This window comes from Providencia sp. PROV150, assembly GCF_028481025.1.
Taxonomy (GTDB): domain Bacteria; phylum Pseudomonadota; class Gammaproteobacteria; order Enterobacterales; family Enterobacteriaceae; genus Providencia; species Providencia hangzhouensis.
Window position 1 is genome coordinate 125,914 of sequence record NZ_JAMPPJ010000015.1, and the last position, 14,454, is coordinate 140,367.

The 14,454-nt window shown below is 41.0% G+C and carries 14 protein-coding genes; 7 read left to right on the plus strand and 7 right to left on the minus strand.

Annotated features, from left to right (window positions below; genetic code table 11):
• Nucleotides 1–101: 101 nt before the first annotated feature.
• Nucleotides 102–815 carry a ribonuclease PH gene (gene rph / locus PSE83_RS12410; protein WP_004265108.1) on the minus strand — a complete coding sequence of 238 codons (714 nt, stop codon included), beginning with the start codon at nucleotides 813–815 and terminating at the stop codon, nucleotides 102–104.
• Between the two features lie 123 nt (nucleotides 816–938).
• On the opposite strand from rph, the gene PSE83_RS12415 reads away from it, so the two are divergent.
• The 5 genes from PSE83_RS12415 to PSE83_RS12435 all read left to right on the plus strand — a co-directional run bounded on the left by PSE83_RS12415 (nucleotide 939) and on the right by PSE83_RS12435 (nucleotide 5,893).
• The gene (locus PSE83_RS12415; protein WP_272660893.1) at nucleotides 939–1,802 is read left to right on the plus strand and encodes a YicC/YloC family endoribonuclease; all 864 of its coding nucleotides are present in this window, start codon (nucleotides 939–941) and stop codon (nucleotides 1,800–1,802) included.
• A gap of 498 nt (nucleotides 1,803–2,300) precedes the next feature.
• Nucleotides 2,301–3,611 (plus strand): MFS transporter, encoded by a 1,311-nt coding sequence (locus PSE83_RS12420; protein WP_004906166.1) that lies wholly within the window; start codon nucleotides 2,301–2,303, stop codon nucleotides 3,609–3,611.
• 48 nt (nucleotides 3,612–3,659) lie between these two features.
• Nucleotides 3,660–4,307, plus strand: a complete 648-nt coding sequence (locus PSE83_RS12425) for an RraA family protein (protein WP_094962910.1) — start codon at nucleotides 3,660–3,662, stop codon at nucleotides 4,305–4,307.
• 9 nt (nucleotides 4,308–4,316) lie between these two features.
• Nucleotides 4,317–5,108 carry a carbon-nitrogen hydrolase family protein gene (locus PSE83_RS12430; RefSeq protein ID WP_272660894.1) on the plus strand — a complete coding sequence of 264 codons (792 nt, stop codon included), beginning with the start codon at nucleotides 4,317–4,319 and terminating at the stop codon, nucleotides 5,106–5,108.
• A 161-nt stretch (nucleotides 5,109–5,269) separates the two neighbouring features.
• Nucleotides 5,270–5,893, plus strand: coding sequence for a GntR family transcriptional regulator (locus tag PSE83_RS12435; protein ID WP_004906170.1), 624 nt, complete (start codon nucleotides 5,270–5,272; stop codon nucleotides 5,891–5,893).
• Nucleotides 5,894–5,970: 77 nt separating this feature from the next.
• Here the strand turns inward: PSE83_RS12435 and PSE83_RS12440 are convergent, their stop codons facing one another.
• The 3 genes from PSE83_RS12440 to PSE83_RS12450 form a co-directional block, all read right to left on the minus strand.
• The gene (locus PSE83_RS12440; protein ID WP_094962907.1) at nucleotides 5,971–7,227 is read right to left on the minus strand and encodes a nucleoside permease; all 1,257 of its coding nucleotides are present in this window, start codon (nucleotides 7,225–7,227) and stop codon (nucleotides 5,971–5,973) included.
• Nucleotides 7,224–8,141 (minus strand): DMT family transporter, encoded by a 918-nt coding sequence (locus PSE83_RS12445; RefSeq protein ID WP_110592778.1) that lies wholly within the window; start codon nucleotides 8,139–8,141, stop codon nucleotides 7,224–7,226. Before PSE83_RS12445 ends, PSE83_RS12440 begins: the two co-directional genes overlap by 4 nt.
• A gap of 66 nt (nucleotides 8,142–8,207) precedes the next feature.
• On the minus strand, nucleotides 8,208–9,026 hold the full coding sequence (locus PSE83_RS12450; protein ID WP_094962905.1) for a purine-nucleoside phosphorylase: 819 nt from the start codon (nucleotides 9,024–9,026) through the stop codon (nucleotides 8,208–8,210).
• A gap of 189 nt (nucleotides 9,027–9,215) precedes the next feature.
• Here PSE83_RS12450 and PSE83_RS12455 point away from each other — a divergent pair, with 189 nt between their 5' ends.
• The gene (locus PSE83_RS12455) at nucleotides 9,216–10,418 is read left to right on the plus strand and encodes an ROK family protein (RefSeq protein ID WP_036959170.1); all 1,203 of its coding nucleotides are present in this window, start codon (nucleotides 9,216–9,218) and stop codon (nucleotides 10,416–10,418) included.
• Nucleotides 10,419–10,495: 77 nt separating this feature from the next.
• Entirely contained in the window at nucleotides 10,496–11,266 is a 771-nt protein-coding gene (gene thiM / locus PSE83_RS12460; RefSeq protein ID WP_153674010.1) for a hydroxyethylthiazole kinase, read from the plus strand.
• A gap of 67 nt (nucleotides 11,267–11,333) precedes the next feature.
• On the opposite strand, the gene PSE83_RS12465 is transcribed toward thiM, so the two are convergent.
• From PSE83_RS12465 to PSE83_RS12475, 3 genes are all read right to left on the minus strand, one after another.
• Nucleotides 11,334–12,038 (minus strand): lipopolysaccharide core heptose(II) kinase RfaY, encoded by a 705-nt coding sequence (locus PSE83_RS12465; protein ID WP_110592777.1) that lies wholly within the window; start codon nucleotides 12,036–12,038, stop codon nucleotides 11,334–11,336.
• Between the two features lie 189 nt (nucleotides 12,039–12,227).
• Nucleotides 12,228–13,394 carry a nucleotide sugar dehydrogenase gene (locus PSE83_RS12470; RefSeq protein WP_096863641.1) on the minus strand — a complete coding sequence of 389 codons (1,167 nt, stop codon included), beginning with the start codon at nucleotides 13,392–13,394 and terminating at the stop codon, nucleotides 12,228–12,230.
• A gap of 44 nt (nucleotides 13,395–13,438) precedes the next feature.
• Nucleotides 13,439–14,440: an NAD-dependent epimerase gene (locus PSE83_RS12475; RefSeq protein WP_272660895.1), complete on the minus strand. Its 1,002-nt coding sequence runs from the start codon at nucleotides 14,438–14,440 to the stop codon at nucleotides 13,439–13,441.
• Nucleotides 14,441–14,454 lie beyond the last annotated feature (14 nt).

Genomic DNA, 14,454 nt, shown 5'->3' on the forward strand with positions numbered 1-14,454 from the left:
CCTCGTTGATGATTATTTATCTATATTCAAAGCTGCTAATTGGTTGATGAACCAGCAGACATAAAAAAGGCGACTATTTAGCCGCCTAATTAATGATTAACTTACTTCAGCGCTTCTCGCTGAGCTTCAAAAATGGTATTTAAACCTGTTTTAGCTAATGCCAATAGAGCAAGTAGCTCTTCATGACTAAATGGTTCGCCTTCTGCGGTGCCCTGCACTTCAATCATTCGGCCATCATCCATCATGACAACATTCATATCTGTTTCAGCTGCAGAATCTTCAACATATTCAAGGTCACATAGGGCTTCTTGATTTACAATTCCGACAGAAACGGCTGCAACCATTGATTTTAGTGGACTTTTTGCAATTTTACCTTGCTCAACCATATTGTTCAGTGCATCAACTAGAGCTACACAGGCACCAGAAATCGCTGCTGTACGTGTACCGCCATCCGCTTGGATAACATCACAGTCTAAAGTAATGGTGTATTCACCTAATTTTTTAAGGTCAACAGCAGCACGTAAAGAACGTGCGATTAACCGTTGGATTTCCATCGTACGACCCGTTTGTTTTCCTCGTGCAGCTTCACGTTGATTACGTGAGTTTGTTGCGCGCGGTAACATACCATACTCCGCTGTAACCCAACCTTGCCCCTGCCCTTTTAAAAAACGAGGAACACCTTCTTCAACAGTTGCATTACATAACACCTTCGTGTCGCCAAACTCAATAAGAACAGAGCCTTCTGCATGCTTAGTATAGTTGCGCGTGATGGTAATCGGGCGCATTTGGTCTGCTTGTCTATCTGCTGGGCGCATGGTGTTATCTCCATTATCAACTCAAATTGGGACGCATTATACGTTGTTCAAGCGATAATGCCTATCCTGTCATCCTGCATAGCGTTATAATCTCCTAAATCTTTACGATAATGGGAACGAATTATGATCCGTAGTATGACCGCTTTTGCCCGTCGGGACATCAAGGGTGAATGGGGGAATGCGGCCTGGGAGCTGCGTTCCGTGAACCAACGTTATTTAGAAACGTATATTCGCTTACCTGAGCAATTCAGAAGCCTTGAGCCCGTCATTCGCGAGCGCCTGCGTTCTCGCTTAACACGTGGAAAGGTAGAATGTAGTCTACGCTTTGAGTTAGATGGCGCAAATCGTGGCGAGTTAATCCTAAATGAGCAATTAGCCCGCCAATTAATCAGTGCTGCGAATTGGGTTAAAAATTACAGCCATGAAGGTGAAATCAACCCATTAGAAATTTTGCGTTGGCCTGGAGTGATGTCAGCTGGCGAGCAAGATTTAGACATAATTAGCGAACAACTAATGGCAGGGTTAGATGAAGCGATTGATGCCTTTATCCAAAGCCGTGAAGCTGAAGGGGCATCCTTACATACACTTATTGAGCAGCGACTTGACGGTGTGCTAGCAGAGGTCGCCAAAGTACGTCAACACATGCCAGAAATTCTACAATGGCAACGTGAACGCTTACAAAACAAGTTAGAAGAAGCTGACACTCAAGTGGATAACAACCGCTTGGAACAGGAACTTATTCTATTGGCTCAACGTGTTGATGTTGCAGAAGAATTGGATAGATTAGAAGCACACGTTAAAGAAACACGTAATATCTTGAAGAAAAAAGAGGCAACTGGCCGCCGTCTTGACTTTATGATGCAAGAATTTAACCGTGAAGCGAATACGTTAGCGTCAAAATCAATTAATAGCGAAGTCACAACTTCAGCAGTTGAGCTCAAAGTATTAATCGAACAAATGAGAGAACAGATTCAGAACATCGAATAATCACTCTGTTACGATTTTAATCTATAAAAAAGCCAACCGATGAAGTGACCTTATTTATCGTTTGGCTTTTTTCTTTGAAAAGATTCTCAAATTAACTCAAAATAGGTGTTAATTGTCACGATTTTTGAACCTATATTCCACAACAACCCTTCGAAGATATTAAAAAATTTTTACCCAAGAAGTATTCGGGAAAAATAGACTATTACCACGATATTCATTATTTCTTTCCAAATAATGAATAGAAACGATTAAATCAATTTCCATAGAAATACATAATCATTTGATTTTTAATCATAAATATTATTTTCTTCCTGTTTTTTTCAAAAAATAAGATCTCGCTCATAAATCAATCAAATGTTTTGAGTTCAATCACAGATAACAAAACAGATCTTTGACACCACAATAACGGCTTATTAACATCCATCTTGTATACAAGTTGAATTCAACATAAATACAATAAGGTTGATTACCTCGACAAACCAATAAAAAGGTAACTCTATGTCACATAATGATTCTGTTGTAACACCAGCAACAAAAGACTCACCAGGGCGTTTACGTTGGGGATTAGCAGCAATATTTTTTATTATCGGTTTGATTGCATATATGGATCGCGCCAATATTTCCATTGTTGCCGAACATATGATGACCGATTTAGGAATGAGCAAAGTTCAATTTGGCTTTTTGGGTGCGTTATTTTCGCTTGGCTATGCACTTGCCCAAATTCCAAGCGGAATACTTGCAGAACGGTTTGGTAGCAGGCTTATCGCAACCATTAGCCTTTACGTTTGGTCCGCATTCACAATATTAACGGTCGTTGCCCCTACCTATATTTGGCTATGCATCGTACGCTTCCTATTTGGTGTTGGAGAAGCGCCGCTCTACCCTGCGAATGCCGTCTTTAATACATGGTGGTTTCGCCAAAATGAAAAGGCACGAGCCGCTAGCTTCTTACTTGCCGGTTCCTATTTTGGGCCTGTGATTGCCCCCACCCTTACCGTATTTATTATGATTTCGTTCGGGTGGCATGCCGTTTTCTATATCTTCGGTGTGATTGGTATTCTTATCGGTATGGTCTGGTATTTCTTTGCCAGAAATAAACCTGAACAACATCCAAAAATTTCTCAAAGTGAAATTGTATTTATTCAAGGAGGCCGAACAATTAGTGAGCAAGGAGGTGCTGACGTTAAAGCTCCTTGGCGAAAATTTATGAAAGAACGTCCGTTCTGGGCTGTTGGTTTCCAATATTTTTTTGTCGCCTATATGACCACCTTGTTTATGATTTGGCTCCCCACCTATTTACAAGAGGCTCGTGGTTTCTCATTAACCCAAATGGGCGTTGCCGCCAGTTTTCCTTGGCTAGCAATTTGTATCGCGGTACTCACTGCAGGTTCAATTTCTGATTGGTTACTCAACAAAGGGTACTCACAGTTAGTCGCTAGGGGATATATCGCCATTACCGGTTTTATTCTCTTTATTGTGGGTATTTGCGGCGCTGCTCAAACTGAAAGTGCCATTGCGAGTGTTGCATGGCTAACTCTTGCACTCGGTTCTCTAGGATTACCAGTTGTGACCTCTTGGGCAATTGCAGCAGATAAGGGCCGCCAATATGCAGGCTCTGTCAGTGGATGGATGAATTTATGGGGCAATCTCGGTGGTGTTATTTCCCCCATTCTATGTGGCTGGCTTGCACAGCATTTCGGCTGGACCGTCGCTTTACTTTTCAATGTGATACCTATCAGTTTAGCGATTGTTTGCTGGTTTTTCATTCAGCCAGATAAACCATTAGCTGCTGCAGTTAATCCTGATTAATTTTCACCCATATACATTATGTTCAATACAATAAATAAAGGTGTCCCTATGTTTACATTAAATCCTCGTGTTGCTTGTTTTAGCTCGGAAATTATCGAAAGTTGCCGTGATGTTTGCCCGTCAACTATTGGACACATGACTGACTTCGGTTTTCTCAAAACATTACGCCCACAAATTGAACAATGCCAATTTATTGGTAATGCTGTAACTGTTCGTATTCCACATATGGACTCATCTGCCGTACACAAGGTTTTCGACATTGTGCAAGAAGGCGATGTTGTCTGTATCGATATGTCAGGGGATTATGATCGTGCTTGTTGGGGGGAAATGGTTTCTTATATGGCACGGGCAAAGAAAATTGCTGGTGCTGTCATTGATGGTTGTGTCACGGATATCAAAGCATTACGTGAGATTGGCGTTCCTATTTATGCACGTAAAGTGAGTCCGTTAACAACTCGAATTTTAGGTATTGAAGGCGCAATTAATGTGCCGATTAGCATAGATGGCGTAACGATCCATCCTGGTAACTTAATCATCGCAGATGGCGATGGCATTTTAGTCGCAGATGAAGTTACTCTACAAGAGTATCGCCAACGAGCCCTTAATGCCCAACATGCTGAAATTGATGTTAAAAAGCGCATTGATGCCGGTGAAACATTAGCGGCAATTTCAGGTGCAGCGAAATTTTTTGAATAAGGAGGCTCTATGAAGATTGCAATTGCTCAGCTAGCCAGTAGCTCAGATAAAGCTCTAAATTTAAAAAAAGCATGCGAAGCTATACAAAAAGCCGCTCAAGGTGGTGCCGACCTCGTCCTATTGCCGGAAATGTTTATGGCTTTTGTTCCAGCGGATAGTGGTATTAGCTATGCCGATGTCGCAGAGGCTGTCGATGGCCCTTTTGTCTCTCAGTTAGCAAAAACCGCTCAACAATACGGTATTTATGTGACCTGTGGTATTTATGAAAGTGCCCCGAATGAGCCGAAAAGAGCTTTCAACACGACAATTATGTTGAACCGCCAAGGTGAGCTTATCTATCACTACCAAAAAACACACCTGTACGATGCCTTTTCATATCAGGAATCCCTTAATATCATTCAAAGTAATAATGAATTAAAACCTGTGGAAACTGAATTTGGCAAAATTGGCGTTTTAGTCTGTTATGAACTGCGTTTCCCAGAAGTTGCTCGAAAACTAACCTTAGCTGGCGCTGACCTTATACTCGTTCCCACAGCATGGGTTAGCGGGCCACTAAAAGAGGAGCATTACCAAACATTAGTTAAAGTACGCGCTTTAGAGAACACAATCCCTGTCTGCGCATGTGACCAAACAGGTAATATTTTTATTGGTCGCAGCCTTGTTTGTGATGCGCTTGGAGTAACCATCGCATCTGCTGGCTACGATGAAACGCTATTTTTTGCTGAAATATCAACACAGCATACCGCAGAGACACGAGAAAAATTACCTTGTATGCAAAACCGACGCCCTGAGCTGTATTAGTCTAAAAACTGGCAAGGATGCCAGTTTATTCAACAAGCTAAGTTCAATTACCCACCAGAATTTAACAGCACCTTAAATAATATAAAACTAGTGTATTACTTGTATACCAATCTATTCCTTTCTATACTCACTAAAATTTCTATTGTTAACACAAGATCCTGATGAAAGATAAACCACTAAGCCAACAGGCCTATACTGCAATTAAGCATAAAATTCTCAGTAAGCAATTTGGAGAGGAAAGTTACACCTCTGAAAATAGCTTAGTTGAGGAACTCGGTATGAGTCGTACTCCAATTCGTGAAGCCTTATATCAATTACAAAATGAAGGCTTAGTCAAAATTATCCCTCGTAAAGGTGTTTTTATTCAAAAACTATCGTTAAAAGAAACCAGAGATAATTATGATTTACGCTTAGCAATTGAGTCCCATGCAATTAAATTAGTTCGTGAATATTTAACTGATGAACATTTTTCTATCTTAAAGACGATTATTGAGCGGCAAGATGAATTATTGAAGAAAAATGACTATCAAGGTTGGATAAAAGAAGATGAACGCTTCCACCGTTTCTTCTTGGAATTACTGGATAACTCGGTTTTCTTAGATTTAGCGGATAATATTCGCCAGCGAGTCTATTTCCAGCCTGACCCTATTTATCGCAATGAATATTATCATGAGTCTACACGCCAACATCAGCAATTAGTTGAACAACTCAAAGCAAAAGAATTTACCCTTGCGGAAGAAACGCTAACTGAGCATATATTGCGCGGCAAGCGTAACTATGTTTAGTGTTAAAACCAACAAAAAAAGAGAAAACCAAATTGATGGTTTTCCCTTAGATTAAATGTTATTTCTAACAACTTATCTTAGCTAGACTTAGCCTCTTTCAGTGCGGCGTCTTTATCGTGATGATAATGGAAGGTAAATTGGAAGATTATTGCTAATACAACAGTATAAGAAGCAAAAACTAACCAGATCATTTGCCAATCTTTAATACCATCCACCGTGTAATAGTCGACAACCAATCCACTTAATATCGCACCAAAATAGGCACCAACACCATTAACCATCGTCATAAATAAGCCCTGAGCACTCGCGCGCATACGCGTATCCACTTCTCTTTCAATAAAAATAGAGCCTGAAATATTGAAGAAGTCGAATGCACAGCCATATACGATCATCGACATTATTAAGAACATCAAGCCAATTGCTGATGGGTCACCAAAGGCAAAGAATCCAAAGCGTAATGTCCACGCAAACATGCTTAATAGCATGACAGTTTTAATGCCATAGCGTTTCAAGAAAAATGGAATTGCTAAGATAAAGCACACTTCTGCCATCTGAGAGATCGATAATAATATCGATGGATACTGAACCACCAAACTATCTTGGTATAACGGATTCAGACCGAAGTCATGCAAGAATGGATTACCAAACGTATTGGTAATTTGTAAAACCGCACCAAGTAACATAGCGAATAAGAAAAATACCGCCATAATAGGTTTTTTAAATAACACCAGAGCATCTAAACCTAGCTTACTGATCCAGCTACTTGAAATCGCTTTTTTATTAACATCAATTTTTGGCAAGGTTAATGAATAAAGCGCTAAAAGTAATGAACAGCCACCTGCAATATAAAGCTGCATACTACTTAGCTCAAATTTCAATAAGCTAATACTCCACATAGCAACAATAAAACCTACCGTACCAAATACACGAATAGGTGGGAAGTTACTCACTGAATCGAGCTGATATTGGCTTAATGATGAATAACTGATGCTATTTGAAAGTGCAATAGTTGGCATAAAGGCCATTGCATTAATTAACATCACCCAGAACATCACTGTTGAACTCGTGACTGTTGCAGCATAAAACAATGCGGCAGCCCCAATCAAATGACAAATCATATATAAACGATTTGCTGGAATATATTTATCTGCAATGATTCCGATAAGCCCGGGCATTAGAATGGCAGCAATACCCTTTGAGCTATACACCATACCGACTTCTGCACCTGAGAAACTCAATGTTTTCATCATGTAGGAGCCGAGTGTAACTAACCAACTTCCCCAAACAAAATATTGCAGGAAAAGCATGATTTTCAAGCGGGATTTAATATTCATACAAGGCTCCGTTTGGAGTTATATTTATTTGTTTTTATTTTCAACTCAGCAATGGCGACACCCATAAGGATGACAGCAACGCCAATAAACTGAATGAACTCAAGAGGTAACTGCAATACAGTCACAGATAATAAAATCGTGACGGGCAACTGCATTGAGCTAACAATGGTCGCTAAACTGGTACCTATCAGTGGAGTACCTTTGGCAAACATCCACATACCAAAGAAAGAACCAAAGAAAGCTAGGGGTAAACCATAAGAGAAAAATAGAGAATGAAACGTTGATGCGCTCAATAAGAATGTTGGCGGAACGATAATCGATGTCAAAATTGCGCCCCCTGTTACCATAATTGCAGAGCGCATCATAGGATCTGTTTTAACCGCTAATGCACCACTGACATAAACACGAATAGCATTCGATAATGCCGCACATAGTCCTAATAGCACACCAAGCCAGTGAAATACGATCCCTGAACTATTTAACAAACCTGTCGCTAATACTGTCCCAATTAATATCACCACAACCGACACCATGGTCATTATGGGAGGAGCTTGACGGCTGACAACCGCATTAATGGCAACCCCCATCCATGTAAATTGCAAAAATAAGACGACACCAAGCGCCGGAGACAAATATTGCAATGATGCATAATATAAGAGTCCGGTTAGCCCTGTTGTCGTCCCAGTGAGTAACATTAATAGGCCTTGTTGTCGTGTTGGCCATACTAGACGTGCTTTTTTAATTAATGCGCCTGCGGCAACAAAAAACCACAGTAAAATCGCACCTAATACCGTTTGGCTACCGATGACATCATTCAAGGAATATCCTGCGCGGTAGGCCAACACGACGAGTGTTGAAAGAATGCCATAACTGCAAGCGCCTAAAGAAACTAAAATTAGACCTTTAAATTTCATTTCAATATTCACCTTATTTAGCGTTATGAACATCTTTATATTGTTTTGAGAAAAAGAACCTAAAAACTAGAAGCGAGCGATCACACCCGTCACCAATTTCAAGAAGGTGGCTTTAACTTTCTCTGCAGTTTCAATAACTTCGTCATGGCTAAGAGGTTGTTCTAAAATACCGCAAGCCATATTAGTTAAACAGGAGATGCCCACTGTCTTAATTTGTGAATGATGAGCGACCAGAGCTTCTGGTACAGTAGACATACCAACAGCATCAGCGCCTAAGGTTCTGATCATGCGAATTTCGGCAGGTGTTTCATAAGTTGGACCAGTCCACCATGCATAAACACCTTCACGAACAGAAACACCTTGTTCGGCCGCTACATCCTTGATTGTTTGGCGTAATTCTTTGTTATACACCTCACTAACATCCAAGAAACGCACCCCTAATTCAGGGTTATTTGGCCCCATCAATGGGTTATTTGCAGTTAAATTAATATGATCGGTAATAATCATCAGGTCACCTGGGTTGAAATCGGTATTTACTGCACCGCAGGCGTTGGTAATAATCAATTTTTCGACGCCCAATGCTTTCATCAAACGCACAGGGAAAGTGACTTGGTCGAGGGTAAAGCCTTCGTAGTAGTGGAAACGGCCTTTCATCGCAACCACATTTTTACCTGCGATGGTGCCAATCACCAATTCATTGGCATGCCCTACGGCTTCAGATTTGGCAAAATGTGGAATTTCGCTATAAGGAATATGTACTGCATTTTCTAATGTGTCCGCAAACGGGCCTAATCCTGAACCCAGAATAATGCCCACTGTTGGTTTAATATCTGTGCGAGACTGAATAAAGCTTAAGCTTTCTAGAATATCTTTTGTATGATGCATAGTTGTCTCCAAATTGACATCGACTAAAAATTGTTAAAATCGATCATAAAGCAATTTAGAAACAGAACAGCGATCTTAATCTCATTTTAAGAAAAAGAATTTAGATATGATGTGTCACATGAAGCAGAATCTTATGCGTATATTTGCTAATCTTTAGCGCAAGAGTCGGAATGAAAAGGAGTGAGGCGCTTGTTACATACACTATTAAATGAATTTCGCACCTCAAAAAATTCAAAAACACAAAAACTCAAAACGCTTTACCGGTTAATTTTAAACCATGGTCCCATTAGGGCAGAGACGTTGACATCACTGGCTAGCATGAAACCAGCAACTTGTGCTCGGTTACTCGACGAACTGGGGAGAAATCACTTAATTTCGACTTCTGAGCTCGGAGAGTCGACCGGTGGCCGCAAACCTATCCTCTATAATATCAATGCTGCTGATGGCTACCTAGTTGGCATTGAAATGAGTGATATATATTCGACGATAGTTTTACAGAACCTAAAGTTGGATATTTTAGGGATGGTAAAGGTCAAATATGAGCACCTAGAAACCGCAGAAAATATGGTGGATCATCTGCTCAATAAATTAGATATTTTATTAGCTGAACATGGACTTAACGTAAAAAGTTTGTTGGGTATAGGCATCGCCATCGACCATATATTAGAACGCGATAAACTGCCATATCATCAATATAACTCACGAATAAAAGAACTTCACGACTATATATCCAGTAAAGTCCCTTGCTTCGTATTACTCGGAAGTGGGATTAGTTTTGCGGCTTTTGCAGAGTATCGTTTACGCTATACCTCTGATAGCCAAAGGTTTTTATTTACAACCTGTGATACCGATATTCGCAGCTGTACCATCATCAACAATCAATACGCTCCAGCACCCATTAGCACCGCTCAAGCCTTTGGTCATACGACAATTGATATTAATGGTCAACGCTGCGAATGCGGGTCATTTGGCTGTTTAAAGCAATATAGTTCACTGTCTGCGATTAAGTCACGGGTGATCCAGCAACTCAGGTTGGGTAAAAGCTCAATAATCAATGAATTAGTTAATAATGAGTCTGAAATTAGCTACCATACTATTTTCCAAGCTCTCACATTGGACGATGCCCTGTGTCTCGAAGCACTTGGCGAAGCGGCCTATTATTATGGTATTGCCATCGCTAATGCGATTTTAACGACTCAAGCAGATGTGGTGGTGTGCGGCGGAACCCTAACACCTAAAAATCACTTTTTTGAGATGACCAAAAAGTCTATTGAAGAAAAACTCTCTATTTTTCCTCATATTAAGACACGTATTTACCCCGCCAATGATTCATACGAAATTGTTGCTCAAGGCGCTGGTGGAATGGTCATGGAGAAATACCTTGCTGATTAAGTGGTTCTTTCATTAAAACAGATAGAGTGTAGAATAAATCAACGAACCTATGCTCTATCACTATTAATGAGGGGATCATGTTAGAATTTGAACACATCAGCAACACGACAAAATCATTGGTACTACAACAGCTTACTTCTCAATCCCCACTTATTCATTGCATGACAAACGATGTTGTTCAGACCTTCACTGCCAATGTCCTGTTAGCGCTCGGCTGCTCTCCCGCCATGGTCATTGAACCCGAAGAAGCGGAGCAGTTTGCCGCTATCGCACATGGCTTGCTGATTAATGTAGGCACATTAACCACTGAGCGCCGACATGCAATGAAATGTGCGGTTAACAGTGCGAATCAAGCGAAAAAACCTTGGGTACTTGACCCTGTTGCCGCAGGTGCGCTTAGCTTTCGCACCCATTTTTGCCATGAATTGCTGACTCTCAAGCCTGCCGCTATTCGCGGTAATGCCTCTGAAATTATGGCATTGGTAGGAAACAGTGCTGGCGGCAGAGGCGTTGATTCCCTTAACACCACTGATGACGCTCTTCCCGCAGCACAATTATTAGCGAGACAAGCTAAGACAATTGTTGCGATAAGCGGGGAAGTGGATTACATCACCGATGGAATACGCACCTTTGCGGTTACTGGCGGCCATATTTTAATGACTCGTGTGGTCGGTACGGGATGCGCTCTTTCCGCGGTGGTTGCTGCATGTTGCGCTCTACCTGGTGATAGGCTACAAAATGTTGCCGCTGCTTGCGCTATCATGAAACAAGCTGGAGAAACCGCAACCCAGCGTTGCCATGGGACGGGCAGTTTTATCCCTGAATTTTTAGATGCGCTTTATCAATAGTTTTGTTGTGATCGATAACTTTGTTTTTTTCGGTAGTTTTGTGGTAATGAAAACTTGGCATAGCGAACTAGAGCCGAGTTTTCTTCCCTCTTATCTTTCTTGACCAATGACGAAAGTGATCTCTAAAACGAATAAAACGATAAACAAAATTTTTGCTATCGGGTTCGATACCGTAAAAACGCTGTAATGCAATTAAATCATTCGCTTTGCAAATAGCAAAATTACCATAATCTGATAAATCAATAACCTTAAGTCCTTCATTGGTTATAACAAAGTTCCCTGCATGGATATCATTAGAAGATAAACCATACCAATGCAATTGGTTGATAATGACTTTCATCTCTGCATAATAAGGCTTGATATCATCAACTTCAGATAAAACAGTTCCTTCCACATACTCCGCAATAATCCATGTTTCTACTGACTCACGACCGACCATTTTTTCTGCAACAAAGTAAATATCATTCGTTACGGTACAACCGTTATTTTGTGCAGTCACTAAACGTTTCAATAAACGTGAATAAAAAGGGCCAGAAATAATACGCATCAGCCGTTTTTCAATACGCTTATCGCGTTCTTTTTCGCATTTAATAATATAACTTTGTCCATTTACATGAATACGAGCAACACTTCTCTCAATATTTCCGCTACTTAAATTCTTACCCGCGATCTTCCCATCAATATAATCATTAACAATTTGCCAAAAATCTATCTCACCTTCTTTTTGAAAGGTGATAAAACCGTCTCTTTGTTTTTTTATTATTTTCTGCATAACAAAATAGCCAATTTTTAATCAATTGACGGATGCTAGCAAATGGCAAACAACATTTCTTAGCGATTGTTGCAGAGTAGCGTTTAAAAATAGGTAACTTGTGCACTATGGCACAAAATAGATAGGGTTATTAGGTCTTAATATACAGAGATAGGTTAGCACGATACCAACCTACCCCATAAACGCGTTTTAATCGTTACCAAATAAATCTCGGGTATAGACTTTCTCTGCCACATCTTCCAGCTCAGGCACCATACGGTTGGCTAGAATAATGTCGCTTTCTGCTTTGAAAGTGTCGAGATCACGGATAACCTTCGAACGGAAAAATTCTTCTTCTTTTAAAACCGGCTCATACACCACCACTTCGATGCCCTTGGCCTTGATGCGCTTCATCACACCTTGTACCGCAGAGGCACGGAAATTATCAGAGCCCGCTTTCATGACTAAGCGATAAACACCGACTTTGCATGGTGCTTTAGCGATAATCGCATCGGAAATAAAGTCTTTACGGGTGCGGTTTGATTCCACAATGGCGTTAATCAGGTTATTTGGCACGTCATCGTAGTTAGCTAGCAGTTGCTTAGTATCTTTCGGTAAACAATAACCACCGTAACCGAATGATGGGTTGTTATAATGGCTACCAATACGTGGGTCTAAAGAGACTCCCTCAATAATTTGGCGTGCATTTAAACCGCGACTTTCTGCGTAGGTATCGAGCTCATTAAAGTACGCCACACGCATCGCTAAATAAGTGTTGGCAAACAGTTTAATGGCTTCGGCTTCGGTTCCATCGGTAAATAACACGGGCACATCTTTCTTAATTGCGCCTTCCAGCAACAAATCCGCAAAAATTTTCGCGCGCTCTGAACGCTCTCCCACCACGATACGGGAAGGATGTAAGTTATCCCACAAAGCACGCCCCTCACGTAAAAATTCAGGAGAGAAAATCACGTTGGTATAACCAAACTCTTCACGTAAGCGCGCGGTAAAGCCCACAGGGATAGTGGATTTCACGATAATCGTCGCTTCTGGGTTAATTTCATTCACATCATGAATAACAGACTCAACCGATCTTGTATTGAAGTAATTGGTTTTTGGGTCATAGTCGGTTGGCGTTGCGACAATGACGTATTGTGCACCGGTGTAAGCTTCAGTTTTATCTTCTGTGGCACGGAAATTGAGGGTCTTTTCCGTTAAAAACTGTTCAATTTCTGCATCAACAATCGGTGATTGATGGTTGTTTAACATCGCCACTTTTTCAGGGATGATGTCCACCGCAACCACTTCGTGGTTTTGTGACAGCAACATGGCGTTAGATAGGCCGACGTAGCCGGTTCCTGCGATTGCTATTTTCAAACTTGCCTCTCAAATCCTGCTAAAGATGTTACAGCTTATTGATATTATTGGTGGTAATAAGAACGGTACCAATCCACAAATGCCTGAACACCCTGCTCAATAGAAACTTGTGGGCGATAACCTGTCACATTAAACAAGTCTTCCGTATCCGCCCAAGTGGTGTACACATCACCCGCTTGCATAGGTAAAAAGTTTTTAATCGCTTCTTTACCCAGTGCCTTTTCCAGTGCAGAAATAAATTCAATCAACTTAACAGGCTGCCCATTACCAATATTATAGATTCGATATGGCGCGCTGCTTTCTGCAGGTGATGCCGAATGATTATTCGGGTTCGCTTGTGGAATTATATCTGAAATACGGATCACACCTTCGACAATATCATCAACAAAAGTGAAATCACGACTGAGATTGCCGTTATTATAGACATCGATAGGCTCGCCCGCGAAAATAGCTTTCGTAAACTTAAATAAAGCCATATCTGGGCGCCCCCAAGGGCCATAAACCGTAAAGAACCGCAGCCCTGTGGTCGGTAGCTGGTATAAATGTGAATAGGAGTGCGCCATTAATTCATTGGCTTTCTTTGTTGCCGCATAGAGTGAAATCGGGTGATCGGTTGCCATGTCAGTGGTAAATGGCGTCTTATCGGTTACGCCGTACACCGAACTTGAAGAGGCATAGACTAAATGCTTCACTTTTGCTTGGCGACAACCTTCTAAAATGGCGAGGTGGCCAGTTAAATTACTATCTGCGTAAGCAAATGGGTTTTCCAACGAGTAACGAACACCCGCTTGTGCCGCTAAGTGAATGACTCGGTCAAATTGTTCTTGTGTACACAATACACGGACAGTCTCACGGTCTGTGATATCAAGATGAATAAAACGAAATAACGGAAACTGCTCCAATAAATGTAAACGGGATTGTTTAAGCCCCTGATCGTAATACGCATTTAAGTTATCAATCCCGACAACTTCATGCCCACTCTCTAATAAACGTTGGCAAAGCGTGAAACCAATAAAACCCGCACTTCCCGTGACCAAATATTTCATATTCATTGTCTTCT